Source organism: Streptomyces sp. (assembly GCF_031178505.1).
GTDB lineage: Bacteria > Actinomycetota > Actinomycetes > Streptomycetales > Streptomycetaceae > Streptomyces > Streptomyces gulbargensis.
Window position 1 is genome coordinate 1 of record NZ_JAPSIW010000105.1, and the last position, 13,529, is coordinate 13,529.

Annotated in this window: 18 protein-coding genes and 1 pseudogene; 6 read left to right on the forward strand and 13 right to left on the reverse strand. The window is 73.1% G+C overall.

The features are described 5' to 3' along the window. A pseudogene (locus tag RIF68_RS10540) lies at positions 1-454 on the forward strand (ABC transporter); the annotation flags it as partial. Further along, positions 441-1,217 carry an ABC transporter permease gene (locus tag RIF68_RS10545; protein WP_309050904.1) on the forward strand — a complete coding sequence of 259 codons (777 nt, stop codon included), beginning with the start codon at positions 441-443 and terminating at the stop codon, positions 1,215-1,217. The pseudogene RIF68_RS10540 and the gene RIF68_RS10545, both read left to right, overlap by 14 nt. Positions 1,218-1,242: 25 nt before the next feature. On the opposite strand, the gene RIF68_RS10550 is transcribed toward RIF68_RS10545, so the two are convergent. After that, on the reverse strand, positions 1,243-2,490 hold the full coding sequence (locus RIF68_RS10550; RefSeq protein WP_309050905.1) for a GNAT family N-acetyltransferase: 1,248 nt from the start codon (positions 2,488-2,490) through the stop codon (positions 1,243-1,245). 111 nt (positions 2,491-2,601) lie between these two features. Further along, positions 2,602-3,231, reverse strand: coding sequence for an ABC transporter substrate-binding protein (locus RIF68_RS10555; RefSeq protein WP_309050906.1), 630 nt, complete (start codon positions 3,229-3,231; stop codon positions 2,602-2,604). A gap of 127 nt (positions 3,232-3,358) precedes the next feature. Between RIF68_RS10555 and dtd the strand changes: the two genes are divergently transcribed. Beyond that, a complete protein-coding gene (gene dtd / locus RIF68_RS10560) occupies positions 3,359-3,784 on the forward strand; it encodes a D-aminoacyl-tRNA deacylase (RefSeq protein WP_309050907.1) in 426 nt (141 codons plus the stop codon). A gap of 41 nt (positions 3,785-3,825) precedes the next feature. On the opposite strand, the gene RIF68_RS10565 is transcribed toward dtd, so the two are convergent. From RIF68_RS10565 to RIF68_RS10575, 3 genes are read right to left on the reverse strand one after another with little or no spacing between them, the layout of a single operon-like run. Beyond that, positions 3,826-4,791, reverse strand: a complete 966-nt coding sequence (locus RIF68_RS10565) for a glycine cleavage T C-terminal barrel domain-containing protein (protein ID WP_309050908.1) — start codon at positions 4,789-4,791, stop codon at positions 3,826-3,828. Positions 4,792-4,801: 10 nt separating this feature from the next. Beyond that, the gene (locus RIF68_RS10570) at positions 4,802-5,287 is read right to left on the reverse strand and encodes a transcriptional repressor (RefSeq protein ID WP_309050909.1); all 486 of its coding nucleotides are present in this window, start codon (positions 5,285-5,287) and stop codon (positions 4,802-4,804) included. Between the two features lie 50 nt (positions 5,288-5,337). Beyond that, positions 5,338-5,910, reverse strand: a complete 573-nt coding sequence (locus RIF68_RS10575; RefSeq protein ID WP_309050910.1) for an FABP family protein — start codon at positions 5,908-5,910, stop codon at positions 5,338-5,340. Positions 5,911-6,193: 283 nt separating this feature from the next. Here RIF68_RS10575 and RIF68_RS10580 point away from each other — a divergent pair, with 283 nt between their 5' ends. Continuing rightward, positions 6,194-6,556, forward strand: coding sequence for a DsrE family protein (locus RIF68_RS10580; RefSeq protein WP_143630899.1), 363 nt, complete (start codon positions 6,194-6,196; stop codon positions 6,554-6,556). Positions 6,557-6,571: 15 nt separating this feature from the next. Here RIF68_RS10580 and RIF68_RS10585 read toward each other — a convergent pair whose 3' ends face one another. The 8 genes from RIF68_RS10585 to RIF68_RS10615 all read right to left on the reverse strand — a co-directional run bounded on the left by RIF68_RS10585 (position 6,572) and on the right by RIF68_RS10615 (position 11,966). Next, positions 6,572-6,838 (reverse strand): DUF3099 domain-containing protein, encoded by a 267-nt coding sequence (locus tag RIF68_RS10585; RefSeq protein ID WP_309050911.1) that lies wholly within the window; start codon positions 6,836-6,838, stop codon positions 6,572-6,574. A gap of 161 nt (positions 6,839-6,999) precedes the next feature. Further along, on the reverse strand, positions 7,000-7,290 hold the full coding sequence (locus RIF68_RS10590; protein ID WP_309050912.1) for a DUF1416 domain-containing protein: 291 nt from the start codon (positions 7,288-7,290) through the stop codon (positions 7,000-7,002). A gap of 45 nt (positions 7,291-7,335) precedes the next feature. Then, a complete protein-coding gene (locus tag RIF68_RS10595; RefSeq protein ID WP_309050913.1) occupies positions 7,336-8,181 on the reverse strand; it encodes a sulfurtransferase in 846 nt (281 codons plus the stop codon). Positions 8,182-8,343: 162 nt separating this feature from the next. After that, positions 8,344-8,424 (reverse strand): Ms5788A family Cys-rich leader peptide, encoded by an 81-nt coding sequence (locus tag RIF68_RS36475; protein ID WP_352021666.1) that lies wholly within the window; start codon positions 8,422-8,424, stop codon positions 8,344-8,346. Positions 8,425-8,610: 186 nt separating this feature from the next. Then, a complete protein-coding gene (locus RIF68_RS10600; RefSeq protein ID WP_309050914.1) occupies positions 8,611-9,297 on the reverse strand; it encodes a DUF2993 domain-containing protein in 687 nt (228 codons plus the stop codon). Positions 9,298-9,451: 154 nt separating this feature from the next. Then, positions 9,452-10,798 (reverse strand): hypothetical protein, encoded by a 1,347-nt coding sequence (locus tag RIF68_RS10605; RefSeq protein ID WP_309050915.1) that lies wholly within the window; start codon positions 10,796-10,798, stop codon positions 9,452-9,454. Positions 10,799-10,808: 10 nt separating this feature from the next. Next, positions 10,809-11,063 carry a MoaD/ThiS family protein gene (locus tag RIF68_RS10610; protein WP_309050916.1) on the reverse strand — a complete coding sequence of 85 codons (255 nt, stop codon included), beginning with the start codon at positions 11,061-11,063 and terminating at the stop codon, positions 10,809-10,811. Positions 11,064-11,108: 45 nt separating this feature from the next. Then, positions 11,109-11,966: an alpha/beta fold hydrolase gene (locus RIF68_RS10615; RefSeq protein WP_309050917.1), complete on the reverse strand. Its 858-nt coding sequence runs from the start codon at positions 11,964-11,966 to the stop codon at positions 11,109-11,111. Positions 11,967-12,189: 223 nt separating this feature from the next. Between RIF68_RS10615 and RIF68_RS10620 the strand changes: the two genes are divergently transcribed. Both RIF68_RS10620 and RIF68_RS10625 read left to right on the forward strand, forming a co-directional pair. After that, on the forward strand, positions 12,190-13,029 hold the full coding sequence (locus tag RIF68_RS10620) for a response regulator transcription factor (RefSeq protein ID WP_309050918.1): 840 nt from the start codon (positions 12,190-12,192) through the stop codon (positions 13,027-13,029). Between the two features lie 24 nt (positions 13,030-13,053). After that, positions 13,054-13,529, forward strand: a 476-nt coding sequence (locus RIF68_RS10625; RefSeq protein ID WP_309050919.1) for a LacI family DNA-binding transcriptional regulator, incomplete at its 3' end; no start/stop codon positions are given.

Here is a 13,529-nt window from a genome sequence, read left to right on the forward strand (position 1 = left end):
CTCCGGCCACGGCGCCACCGTCTTCCTCACCACCCAGTACCTGGAGGAGGCCGACCGGCTCGCCGACCGCGTCGCCGTCCTCGGAAAGGGCCGCCTCCTCGCCGCAGGCACCCCCGCCGCGCTCAAGACCCGCTGGGGCGCCCACCGCCTCGACCTGGTCCTGCGCGACCGGAGCGCCTACCTGCGGCTGAGCGGCCGGGCCGTCACCCGCGACCCGGCGACCCTCACCCTCGGCGTCGCCACCGACGGCAGCGCCGCGCACGTCCGGGCCCTGCTCGACGAACTCGACCCCGGGCGGCGGGACATCGAACGCTTCGGCCTGCACACCGCCACGCTCGACGACGTCTTCCTCCGCCTCACGTCGGCGGACCCCGGCACGGCCGGCCCGGCCGGCCCCGCACCGCACGCGCACACCCCCGACCCCGACCAGGAGACCGGCCATGTCCCTGCCTGACACCCTCGGCGCCAGGCCGCTGACCGCCACCGCGACCCTCGCGGGCCGCGGCATCCGCCTCGGCCGCCGCACCGTCGACGCCCTGCTCACCTCGGTCATGCTGCCGGTCCTGCTGATGCTGGTCTTCGTCCACCTCTTCGGCGGAGCCATCGACACCGGCACCCGGTACGTCACCTACGTCGTCCCCGGCGTCCTCGTCCTCTGCGCCGGCTTCGGCGCGGCGAGCACCGCCGTCTCCGTCAGCGAGGACATGAAGCGCGGCGTCGTGGACCGCTTCCGCACCCTCGACGTCGGCGGCGTCCCGTTCCTCGCCGGGCACGTCGTCGCCGCCGTCGCCCGCAACGCCCTCGCCACCGCCCTGGTGTTCGGCGTCGCCTTCCTCACCGGGTTCCGGCCCGAGGCCACCCCGGCGGGCGGGCTCGCGGCGATCGGCCTGCTGCTCGCCTTCCTCACGGCCGTCTCCTGGCTGTCGGCGGCGGCGGGCCTGCTCACCAGGACGCCCGAGGCGGCCGGCGCGGTCACCTTCGTGATGATGTTCCTGCCGTATCCCAGCAGCGCGTTCGTGCCCATCGACACGATGCCCGGCTGGCTGCACGGCTTCGCCGCGCACCAACCGGTGACGCCGCTCATCGAGTCGATGCGCGGTCTGCTCCTGGACCGGCCGGTGGGCGCGGACCCCTGGATCGCGCTGGCCTGGTGCGCCGGACTCCTGGCCCTGGCGCTCGCCTCCTCCGGCTTCCTCTTCCGCCTCAGGACCCGCTGACGGGCCCCCGCCCCGGAGGGACCCCTCAGAAGATGTCGGGCGAGAACGGCCGCAATGGGGTACGGAACAGCAGCTCGGCGCGCCGGGCGGCGCCCGGCGTCAGCTCCTCGACCCGCCCGAGCCGGGCGAGCCGGACGGCCGACTCGTCACCCCAGGCCAGGGGCCCGAGCCCGGCCACGTCGAGCGCGAGGTCGGCGGGTCCGGCGCTCGTACGGACGCAGTCGGCGCCCTCGGGCGAGGCGTCGAGCCGGTAGCGCCCGCCCGCGAACCCGTCCCCGTCCCGCACCTCGATCACCAGGCTCTCCGTGACCGGGTACGTCCGCCCCTCCAGGACCCGGACGACGTCCAGGACCCGCACCCACAGCATGTCCGCGTGCGTCAGGATCCGCGCCGCCCTCGGGTCGGGCAGCAGCAGGGGCAGCGGGTCGTCGGGCGCCCGGTGACCGGAACGGACGGTGGCCACCCAGTCGAGGGAGCAGAGGTACCTCCACAGGGCGCGCTCGGCGGCCGGCGTCACCGCGATCAGGTCGCTCACGGACGCGGTGTTGGACGGCTGCTTGCCGTCGCCCCACTTGTCGTCGGCGGTGTAGGCGGCATAGCCCTCGACCTCACCGGAAGCCGACCGGTACACCGCGTAGAACGGCTCCGTCCACGGATCCAGATGGTGTCCGAGACCGGTGCCCACGTCCCACCCGCGCGGCGTGCGGTCGGTGACCCCGGCCCGGACGGCGGCGAGCCGGCGGTGCACCCCGGGGCCGATCTTCCGGATCTCCTCGCCGTCGGAGAGCTCGATCCGGCCCCCGTCCTCCGGGCGGCCGGTACGGCGCGGGTCGAGCCCGGCCCGGCGCACCTCCACGCTCCATTCGGTGGTCCAGCTCGCCGGGCCGAAGCCGAACCGCCCGTAGATCGGGTACTCGGCGGCGATCAGGGTGGCGATCGCGTCACCCCGCTCCCGCGCCGCCGCCAGGTCGGCGCTCATCATCCGGCTCAGCAGGCCCTGGCGCCGGTGTGTCGGGGAGACGGTGACCTGGGTGATCGCGTCGGCGGTGAGGGAGCCGCCGCCGACCGTGCTGACCTCCTGCCGGAAGGAGCGGAGGGTGGCGACGGTACGGCCCCGGTCGAACGCCCCCAGTGTCCGGCCGAGGTCGACGTGCGGCAGCCGGTCCGCGACCAGCTCCTCGGACACCACGGGGGGCCGCAGGAATCCGGTGTGCAGGGCCCGCACCCAGTCGGGATACTCGGATTCCGTCACGGCGCGTACGTCGACAGTCATCCCTTGACCCTACGAAACGCCCGGACGGCCCCGCACCCGAGTTTCCGCCCGCCCACGGGGGCCGAGCGCCGGGCCCGGGCTTCCCGGGGAAGCCGAGGCCTCACCCCCGCCTCACGCCAGCAGGTCGTCGACCTGGGCCTCGCCCTCCCGGTAGCGGCGGGCGATCTCGGCCCCGCAGTCGTCGGCGGTCCGCTGGAGGGACTGCCGGCGGCGGGAGATCTGCTGCTCGTACCCGGCCAGCCGGCCCATCGCCGCGTGCAGTTCCTCGTCCGTCCGCGCCGACAGGTCCGACAGCTCGACCTCCGACAGCATCTCGGCCGCGAGCCGCCGGTACTCCTCGCCCCGGGGCGTCGACAGCGTGACGTGCCGGGCGGAACTGCGGTGCCGGGACGGCACGTCGGCCAGGATCTCGGAGAGCCGGTCGAGCACCGGGGCCTCGGGGTCCGCGCGCCGGCCCGGCGCCTCCGGATCGGCGCGCCGCGCCAGCTCCGCCCGCAGGATGTCGATCCGGCCCTGGAGCATCCTCCGCACATAGCTGAGATCGGCCTCGTCGCCCTGCGCCTCGCGGCGCAGCGCCCGCAGCTCCGGCAGCCGGAGCGTGCCGAGGTCCGGCCGCCCCGCCCCGTCCGGCGGTGCCGGCTCGGCACCGCGCTGCGCGGGCGGCCGTACGACGGAGGAACCGCCGACGCGGGTCAGCGGTACGGGACCGGACGACATCGGCCCGCTGCCAGGTGCACTCATGAGAATCGTCCCCTCGACCGGTGCGGGGGCGCACCGCCTGACACGCATCGTGCCACCCGCACCCGGGGCGGTGCAGTCGCTCTGCACCCGTTCGGCCCTCCCCATGTCAGTCGGTAGGTTGGTGCGCATGAGAGCGGTGGTGCAGAGGGTGGACGGTGCGAGCGTCGTCGTCGCAGGGGAGACGGTGGGTGAGATCACCGGTGAGGGGCTGTGCGTCCTGGTCGGGGTGACCCATGACGACACGCCGGAAAAGGCCGCCCAATTGGCCAGAAAACTCTGGTCCGTCCGGGTATTGGAGGGCGAGAAGTCCTGCTCCGACGTGAACGCCCCGCTCCTCGTGATCTCCCAGTTCACCCTCTACGGAGACGCCCGCAAGGGCCGCCGGCCCACCTGGAACGCCGCCGCCCCCGGCCCCGTCGCCGAGCCGCTCGTGGACGAGGTGGTGGCCCGGCTGCGCGACCTGGGCGCGCACGTGGAGACGGGCCGCTTCGGAGCGGACATGCGCGTCTCGCTCACGAACCACGGCCCGTTCACGGTGCTTCTGGAGGTCTGAACCCGGGGAGGACGCTGCTGGAGGTCCGGGCCCCGGGCGGCTCAGGGCTCGACGACGGTCTCCTGCGCCGCCGCCGTGGTCCCCACGACCAGCGGCGCGTCGACCGGTACGTTCCGCTTGACCAGGGCCAGGGCGATGGGGCCCAGCTCGTGGTGGCGGACGGCGCTCGTGACGAAGCCGAGCTGTCGCCCCTCGGGGCCGTCGGCGGCCAGCCGTACGGGCGTGCCGGGCGCGGGCAGCAGCACCTCGCTGCCGTCCAGGTGCAGGAAGACCAGGCGGCGCGGCGGCTTCCCGAGGTTCTGCACCCGGGCGACCGTCTCCTGCCCCCGGTAACAGCCCTTCTGGAGGTGCACGGCGCTGCCGATGAGGCCGATCTCGTGCGGGATGGTGCGGTGGTCGGTCTCGAAGCCGAGCCGCGGCCGGTGCCCTTCCACGCGCAGCGCCTCGTACGCGAGGATGCCGGCGGCCGGGCCGTGCTCGGCGGCGAAGGCCTCCAGGCCGGCGCGGGGCAGGAAGACGTCCCTGCCGTACGCGGTCTCCCGTACGGCCACGCCCTCGGGCACCTCGGCGACCGAACCGGCCGGCAGGTGGACGACGGCGGTCTCGTCCGTCCGGTCGGCGACCTCGACCCGGTAGAAGAACTTCATGGACTCCAGGTAGGCGATCAGCTCGCCCTGGGTGCCCGGCTCCACGTGCGCCCACACCGTCTCGCCGTCGTCGACGAGGTAGAGGGCGTGCTCGATGTGTCCGTTGGCGGAGAGGATCAGCGCCTCGGTGGCCCGGCCCGGCGGCAGCTCGCTGACGTGCTGGGTGAGGAGGAGGTGCAGCCAGCTCAGCCGGTCGTCGCCGGAGACGGTGACGACGCCCCGGTGGGAGAGGTCGACGAATCCGGTGCCGTCGGCGAGGGCACGCTGCTCGCGGAACAGGTCGCCGTAGTGGGCGGCGACGCCTTCGTCACGGCCTTCGGCGGGGACGGCGCCGGGCAGGGACAGCAGAGGACTCTTCATACAGCAGAGCCTACGACTCGGCCGCGGTGTCCTTCGCCGTCCCGCTCCCCTCGCCCCCGTCGCTCCCCTCGCCGTCCGCCTTCGCCGCGCAGTCCCGGCAGCGCCCGAAGATCGCGAAGTGCTTCATGTCGGTCTCGAAGCCGAAGGTCTCGCGGAGCTTGCCGGTGAACTCGGCCGCCACCTCCACGTCGGCCTCGATGACCTCGGCGCAGTCCCGGCAGACCAGGTGCAGATGGTGGTGCCGGTCGGCGAGGTGGTAGGTGGGAGCGCCGTGGCCCAGGTGGGCGTGGCTGACGAGCCCCAGCTCCTCCAGGAGCTCCAGGGTCCGGTAGACGGTGGAGATGTTCACCCCGGAGGCGGTCTTGCGCACCTCACCGAGGATGTCGTCGGGCGTCGCGTGCTCCAGCGCGTCCACGGCTTCCAGGACGAGCTGGCGCTGCGGCGTCAGCCGGTAGCCGCGCTGCCGCAGGTCGCTTTTCCAGTCGGTGGTCACCACGCCCCCCAGTGTAGGAGGGCGTGGTGCGCGGCCCTCTGCGGTCGAGCGGTCTAGCGGAAGAAGGCGATGCCGTCGTCGGGCATGTCGGGGAGGTTGCGCGCCATCTCGGCGACCTCTTCCGGGGTGACGACCTTCTTGAGGTGCGCCGACATGTAGGGGCGCAGCGGGACCTCGGGGGTCGCCTTCTCGCCGACCCACATGAGGTCGCTCTTGACGTAGCCGTACAGCCGCTTGCCCCCGCTGTACGGGCCGGAGGCCGCGGTGCGGGCCACGGCGTCCGTCGCCAGGTCGATCTGCGGCTTCTGGTCGGCGAGCTCGCCGTACCAGATCTCGACGACGCCCTGGTCACGGACCATGACGACCTCGACCTTGCGGTCCTTGTCGATCCGCCAGTAGCCGCTCTCGCTCTCCAGCGGGCGGACCTTGTTGCCCTCGTTGTCCAGGACCCAGGAGTGCGAGCGGTACTCGATGAAGTCCCGGCCGTCGTGGCTGAACGTCACGGACTGGCCGAAGTTGCACTTCTCGGCGCCGGGGAAGTCGGAGACACCCGCGCCTTCCCACGTCCCGAGCAGGAAGGCGAGGGGCACGAGGCCGGGGTTGAGGTCGGACGGGATCTCGATCATGAGCAGCTCTGAGGTTCTCTCGGTGGGATTACCGCTGGCCCTGGTACAGCTTCTTCACGGTCAGCCCGGCGAAGGCGAGCACGCCGACGCAGACCAGGACGAGCAGAGCTTCGAACAAAATGATCACGGGGTGCTCCTCGGCTGAGCGGTGAAGGCGGATCGGGCCGGACCCCAGCTTAGTGGGCGGGGGCCGGGCCCACTCTGTGAGGTGTGTCCAAGCGGTGTCCCGCCGCTCCCCGTCCGGTCCGGCCGGGCCGGACGGGTGCCCGTTACAGTTCGGCCTATGGCGAAGAAGCTCGTGATCAAGGTGACCGCCGGGGCCGACGCCCCCGAACGCTGCTCCCAGGCCTTCACGGTGGCCGCCGTCGCCGTGGCGAGCGGGGTGGAGGTGTCGCTCTGGCTGACCGGCGAGTCGTCGTGGTTCGCGCTGCCGGGGCGGGCGGCTGAGTTCGAGCTGCCGCACGCGGCGCCGCTGCCCGATCTGATCGACTCGATCCTGGCGGCCGGGCGGATCACGCTCTGCACGCAGTGCGCGGCGCGGCGGGAGATCACGGAGAAGGACGTCCTGGAGGGCGTGCGGATCGCGGGGGCGCAGGTGTTCGTGCAGGAGGCCCTGGCGGACGGGACGCAGGCGCTCGTCTACTGAGGCTCCGGGCCCGTCTCACCGGTCCCCGCGGCGCCGGCGGCCGTCGAGCTCGTCCCACCAGGCGTCCGACTGCGGGTCGCCGGAGGGATCGTCCCACCAGCGGTCGTCGGGGCCCCGGCGGTTCGCGATCATCGCGGCGACCGGGGGGATGACCATGGCGACGACGCACATGCCGACGGCGACGGGGGTCGAGAAGAGGCGTACGACGGCCCAGGCGCCCACGAACAGCAGCAGGCAGGCACCCATCAGCCAGAAGTAGACGCGGCGGCGCCGGGCGTACACACCTTCAGCGTACGTCCGGCCGGGGCCCGCCGGAACGGTGCCGCTCCGGCCGGCCGCGGGCGGACGTACGCGGGCAGACCGGAGGGCCGTGCCTCTCAGTCCTGGTGATGGCGTCCAACCCCCCAGGAGGCACGGCCCTCCGGCCGTTCGATGGTCGCGGGTCAGACCGCGATGGCCACGTCCGTGAGGCTGCCCGCCTCGGTGACGACGACCTTGCGGTCCGCCTGGGCGCCCGGGACGAGGGCCCGCAGGGTCCACTCGCCGGCCGCCGCGTAGAAGCGGAACTGTCCGGTCGCCGAGGTCGGGACCTCGGCGGTGAACTCGCCCGAGCCGTCGAGCAGGCGCACGTAACCGGTGACGGGCTCGCCGTCCTTGGTCACCTGGCCCTGGATGGCCGTCTCACCCGGCTTGAGCGTGCTGACGTCGGGGCCGCCGATCTGAGCTCCACACATGTTCTCTGTCCTGTCCTGGGGAGGGGTGTCGGTCGCGCGACCGGATTACTTGTTGGCGCCGAGCTCGATCGGCACGCCGACGAGGGAGCCGTACTCGGTCCACGAGCCGTCGTAGTTCTTGACGTTCTCGACACCGAGGAGCTCGTGCAGCACGAACCAGGTCAGCGCGGAACGCTCACCGATGCGGCAGTAGGCGATGGTGTCCTTCGCCAGGTCGACCTGCTCCTCCTCGTAGAGGGCCTTGAGCTCCTCGTCCGACTTGAAGGTGCCGTCGTCGTTGGCGTTCTTCGACCACGGGATGTTGCGGGCGCTCGGCACGTGGCCCGGGCGCTGCGACTGCTCCTGCGGGAGGTGGGCCGGGGCGAGCAGCTTGCCGGAGAACTCGTCGGGCGAGCGGACGTCGACCAGGTTCTGGGCGTCGATGGCGGCCACGACGTCGTCGCGGAAGGCGCGGATCGAGGTGTCCTGCGGCTTGGCCTTGTACTCGGTCGCCGGGCGGGACGGGACCTCGGAGCCGTCGACCAGGTCGCGGGAGTCGAGCTCCCACTTCTTGCGGCCGCCGTCGAGGAGCTTCACGTCCTGGTGGCCGTAGAGCTTGAAGTACCAGTAGGCGTAGGAGGCGAACCAGTTGTTGTTGCCGCCGTAGAGGACGACCGTGGTGTCGTTGGCGATGCCCCTGGCCGAGAGGAGCTTCTCGAAGCCCTCCTGGTCGATGAAGTCACGGCGGACCGGGTCCTGCAGGTCCTTCGTCCAGTCGATCCGGATGGCGTTGCGGATGTGGTTCTTCTCGTAGGCCGAGGTGTCCTCGTCGACCTCGACGATGGCGACCTTCGGGTTGTCGAGGTTGGCCTCGACCCAGTCTGCGTCGACCAGGACGTCGCTGCGAGCCATGCTGTTTCTCCTCCGGGGCAGTGTGCGGCGGTGTCGTGCGGGGTGGTGCGGATACGCGTCGTGGGGTGCGTACGACGGCGTACGGCTACACAGGGGGTGGCCCCGACACTCGAGTCGAAGGGCCTGAGGAATACGGGAGCCGGTGAGGGTCCGGCGCCCCGCTCAGACGGAGCGACAGAGCATGGCGGCGACGCGGCACAGGTCGACTGCCCGCCGCTTCGTGAGTTCCGCCTGTCGCTTCATGCCGACGATCGTAGGGACGCAGACGCGACCGTGTCACCGGCGTGTCATATTTCGAGACGCGATCGTCCACCATGCGGGACGCGTACGCTGCTGACCAGGGCTTCGAGCGCGCCCTTACCGGGCGTTTTCCCTGCGCTTCTGCGGAACGGACCTCAGCGTCTCAGCATGTGATCCGGGAGGCCGGAATCAGCCCCCGAGGGCGATGTCCTTGCCGGACACGAGGACGGCGAGGCCCTCCGGGCGGGGCTCGACCTTCTCCACCTTCATGCCGGCGATGAGACCGATCGGACGCTCGAAGTCGGTGCGGGTGCGCACCAGTTCCTCGAGGCCCGGGATGCCCTCGCCCGGCACCTCGTCGGCGTGGACGCGGATCGTGTCGCCGCCTACGACCGTCACGGTGGACACGACCGTACGGGTGAGGGTGCGGCCCATGAAGCTGACGCCGCCCGTGACCTTCACCTTGCCGGGGCCGCCGTAGGCCACGGTCGCCTCGCGGTCGGAGGCGGCCGAGAGATCGGCGTACGAGATCAGGGCCGTGCCGGACGCGGACGCCGCCCTGGCGCCCGCCCAGTCCCCGGTCACGGTGACGTCCCGCAGCTCGGCGGTGAGCTCACCGATCCGGATCCGGCGGCTGCCCGCCGTCGCCTGCACACCCCTCGCCACCACCTCGACCTCCCCGAACCGCTTGTCCGCGACCTGGGTGAGGAAGGGGAAGCCCTTGATGTCGATCTCCAGGGACTCGCTCCCCGCGCCGGAGAGCTTCACCCGGCTCGCCGCCTCCGACTCGGCGTACGCCACCGCGAGCCGGTCGATCCCGACGAGAGCTCCGCCCAGCACGACGGCCACGATCAACAGAATCCGCAGTGCGCGCATGGGCTGTGCGTCCCCCTGGGGTCAGGCCGACGAGAGCGGGCCGATGAGTGCGGGCACGTGGAACTGGTGAACGAAACGGCCCTCCGACACGAAGATCGACGTGTCGGAGGGCCGAATGGTTCCCGGGGCCGGGCGGACCCGGCGTCCGCGCCGGTCAGACCAGGGCGCGCCCCAGCAGGTAGACGGCGGGCGCCGCGGCCGTGAGCGGCAGCGCGATCCCGGCCGTCATGTGCACGAACCGCGAGGGGTAGTCGTAGCTGGCCACCCGCAGGCCGATCAGGGCGCACACACCGGCGGCCAGGCCGAGCAGCGCCCCGGAGGCGCCGAGGCCGGTCAGCTCGCCGGCCGCGACACCGCCGCCCGCGGCGGCGAGCAGCGCGACGACCAGGGAGACGGGACCGGGCAGCGGCAGCGCACGGGCCAGGACGGCGACGGCGACGGCGACCCCGCCGACGGTCACCGCGTCCGCCTCCGAGCCGAGGTGCCCGGTGGCGACGATCGTCAGGGCCGCCGAGGCGACCGTGGCCATCAGGCCGTACACGCGCTCGTCCGGATCGGCGTGGCTGCGCAGCTGGAGGACCAGGCAGAGCAGGACCCACACGCCGAGGGTGCCGAGGATCGCGGCGGCCGCGTGCTCCCGGCCGGCGGTGAGGAGCACCGCGTCGGAGACGAGCCCGCCGAGGAAGGCGAGGGCGATGCCCTGCCGGGCCGGCCACATGCCGTTGAGCCGGAACCAGCCGGCGGCGGTGAGGCCCTGCAGCAGGACGAGCGGGACGAGCGGCCCGTACGTGCCGAGGGCGGCGCCGCCGGCCAGGAGCAGGGAGAGGACGGCCGTGAGCGCGGCGGGCTGCATGCCCGGCTCGATCACCGGCGAGCGGCCCTCGGCGCGGGCCCGCTGGGCGTCGGTGACCCGCAGGTTCCCCGAGGTGGTGGGCGCCGAGTAGGCGGGCCCGGCCCCCGGGACGGGCGCGGGGGCCTCCACCGGGGGCTGGGCGGGCGCCTCCGCGTACGGCGGCTGGTCGGGGGCCCGGCCGGGGGCGTGGGCCTGCGGCTGCGGGAACGACGGGGCCTGCGCCTGCCGGTACGGCTCCGCATACGGCTCGTACTGCTGCGCGTACGGCTGCGGTACGTACCCCTGCCCGGGCTGCGGCTGCCCGTACTGCTGCGGCGGCAGATGGGCCGTGTCGTACGAGGCCGGGGCCTGCGTCCCGTACGAGGCCGGGGCAGGGGTGCCCGGTCCGTACGCGGCGGGGGCAGGGGTGCCCGGTCCGTACGCGGCGGGGGCAGGGGTGCCCGGTCCGTACGCGGCGGGGGCAGGGGTGCCCGGTCCGTACGCGGCGGGGGCCTCCGGCGGCGCCGGTGCGGGGTCCTGCGGGCGGACCGCCGGCTGGTACTGGGTGTCCCAGGTCTGGCCCTCCCAGGTCTGGGTGACCTCGGCGGGGTTCTCCGCCCCGTACCCGTGACCCCGCCCGTACGGGTCGTACTGCTGCTCGTTGCTCATGCTCTGGGGTTCACCCTCCTGCGAACGGGGGGAGCACCTCGACCGTGCCGCCCTCGGCAAGCCGTACCGTCTCATGGCTCCGGGTCCCGACGGGGTCGCCGTCGACCAGGAACGAGCAGCGCCGGAGGACCCGGACGAGCTCGCCCGGGTGCTTCGCGCGGGCCGCGTCCAGCGCCTCCGCCAGGTTCTCGGCGGTGTACGGCTCCTCGGCGACACCGGCGGCGGCCTTGGCCGCGGCCCAGTAGCGGATGGTTCCCGCTGCCATAGCGGCGCTCCCTTCGTTCGTGTGCGCGCCGCCCCCCATGATGGGCTATCCGCGCGTGAGCCAGTTCCCGAGGCGGGCCAGCAGCTCCGGGCCCGCCGCGTTCTCCGCGTGCCCCATGCCCGGTTCCAGCCACAGCTCCGCCGCGCCGTCACCGGCGGCGGCCAGCGCGCGGGGGTGGTCGAGCGGGAAGTACGGGTCCCGGTCGCCGTGCACGATCAGGAGCGGGGTCGGCGCGATCAGGGGTACGGCCGCCACCGGCGGGAGCGGGACGGGGTCCCAGGCCCGGTGGTCGATCCGGGTGCCGAGACCCAGACGGCCCACCAGCCGGCCCTCCGGACGGGTGATGACCCAGTGCACCCGGCGCATGGCCGGGGTGCCCCGGTAGAACCAGCGCGCGGGGGCGGAGACGGCGGCCACGGCGTCCGGGCTGCCCGGCGTCCCCCGGTCGAGCGCCGCCTGGCGCAGCACCACCGAGCCGCCCATGGAGAAGCCGACGGTCGCCACGCGCGCGTGGCCCTGCTCACGGGCCCAGCGGACGGCCGCCGACAGATCGAGCACCTCGCGGTCACCGACCGTGGAACGGCCTCCGGAGCCGCCGTGGCCGCGGAAGGAGAAGGTGACGACGGCGGCGGCCCCGTGACGGGCGAGGGTCCGGGCGGCGCGGCGGACGGAGGGCCGGTCCGCGGACCCGGTGAAGCCGTGTGCCAGGACGACCGCCGTGTCCGTCACCGCCCTGTCCGTCACCGCCGGGCCGGTGACACCGGCCGGGGAGGGCGTGTACACCGCCTCGATCCGGACGCCGTCCTCCGTACGGAGCATCGCCCGGCGCGGCACACGGTGATGGACGGAAGTGAGCGAGGAAACATCCACCATGTGAAATCGGCCCTCTGCCGCGGAAGTCATGTGGGCTATTCTGCTGGCAGAGGATCCGGGCGAAGCAGCCCCCGGGTCCTTTTGCGTTTTCCGGCCGTTGTTACGACCGGGTGAACAAAAGCTCTCAGGGCGCGAGAGCCGGCAGTGATCCGTACGAAGCAGTGCCACGTCCTCGCAGGGACCGAGGAGGAACCGACGTGATGAGCGAGTGCACGAAGCACGACCCAGCGACGACCCGGGCAGGTGGCGCGCGATGAGTTCACTGCTGCTCCTGACCAATGCCCTCCAGCCGTCGACCGAGGTGCTTCCCGCACTCGGCCTGCTGCTGCACAACGTCCGGGTGGCCCCCGCCGAGGGCCCCGCCCTCGTGGACACCCCCGGCGCCGACGTGATCCTCGTCGACGGCCGCCGCGACCTCCCGCAGGTCCGCTCCCTCTGCCAGCTGCTCCGCTCCACCGGACCGGGCTGTCCCCTGATCCTGGTCGTCACCGAGGGCGGTCTCGCCGCCGTCACCGCCGACTGGGGCATCGACGACGTCCTCCTCGACACGGCGGGACCCGCCGAGGTCGAGGCGCGGCTGCGGCTGGCGACCGGCCGCCAGCAGATCGTCGCCGACGACTCCCCGATGGAGATCCGCAACGGTGACCTGTCGGTGGACGAGGCCACGTACAGCGCCAAGCTCAAGGGCCGGGTCCTCGACCTCACCTTCAAGGAGTTCGAACTCCTGAAGTACCTGGCCCAGCACCCGGGCCGGGTCTTCACGCGCGCGCAGCTCCTCCAGGAGGTGTGGGGGTACGACTACTTCGGCGGCACCCGGACGGTCGACGTCCACGTGCGGCGGCTGCGGGCGAAGCTGGGGCCCGAGCACGAGTCCCTCATCGGCACCGTCCGTAACGTCGGGTACCGGTTCGTCGCCCCGGAGAAGGTCGAGCGGGCCGCCGAGGAGGCCCGCGCGAAGGAGGAGGCGCGGGCCCGGAGGACCGGCGAAGAAGGAGGCCGCGGGGCTTCCGGGGTCAAGGCCGCCACGCCTGCCATCACCCCGTCGGGCGACCCCGATGTGGCGGACGCCACAGTACGGCCTGCCGGGAGGTAGGTCACCCCGCGTAGACTGCCGCGCGTGGCCAAGGTGACGCGGGATGACGTAGCGCGACTGGCGGGTACTTCGACCGCGGTCGTGAGTTACGTCATCAACAACGGACCCCGGCCGGTCGCCCCGGCCACGCGCGAGCGTGTCCTCGCCGCCATCAAGGAGCTGGGGTACCGGCCCGACCGGGTCGCCCAGGCCATGGCGTCCCGCCGCACCGACCTCATAGGCATGGTCGTCCCCGACGCGCGCCAGCCCTTCTTCGCGGAGATGGCGCACGCGGTCGAACAGGCCGCCGCCGAGCGCGGGAAGATGGTCCTCGTCGGGAACTCCGACTACCGCACCGAGCGCGAGATCCATTACCTCCGCGCCTTCCTCGGCATGCGGGTCTCCGGACTGATCCTGGTCAGCCAGGGCATGAGCGAGCAGGCCGCGAGCGAGATCGAGGCCTGGGACGCGCGCGTGGTGCTGCTCCACGAGCGCCCCGAGGCCATCGACGACGTCGCCGT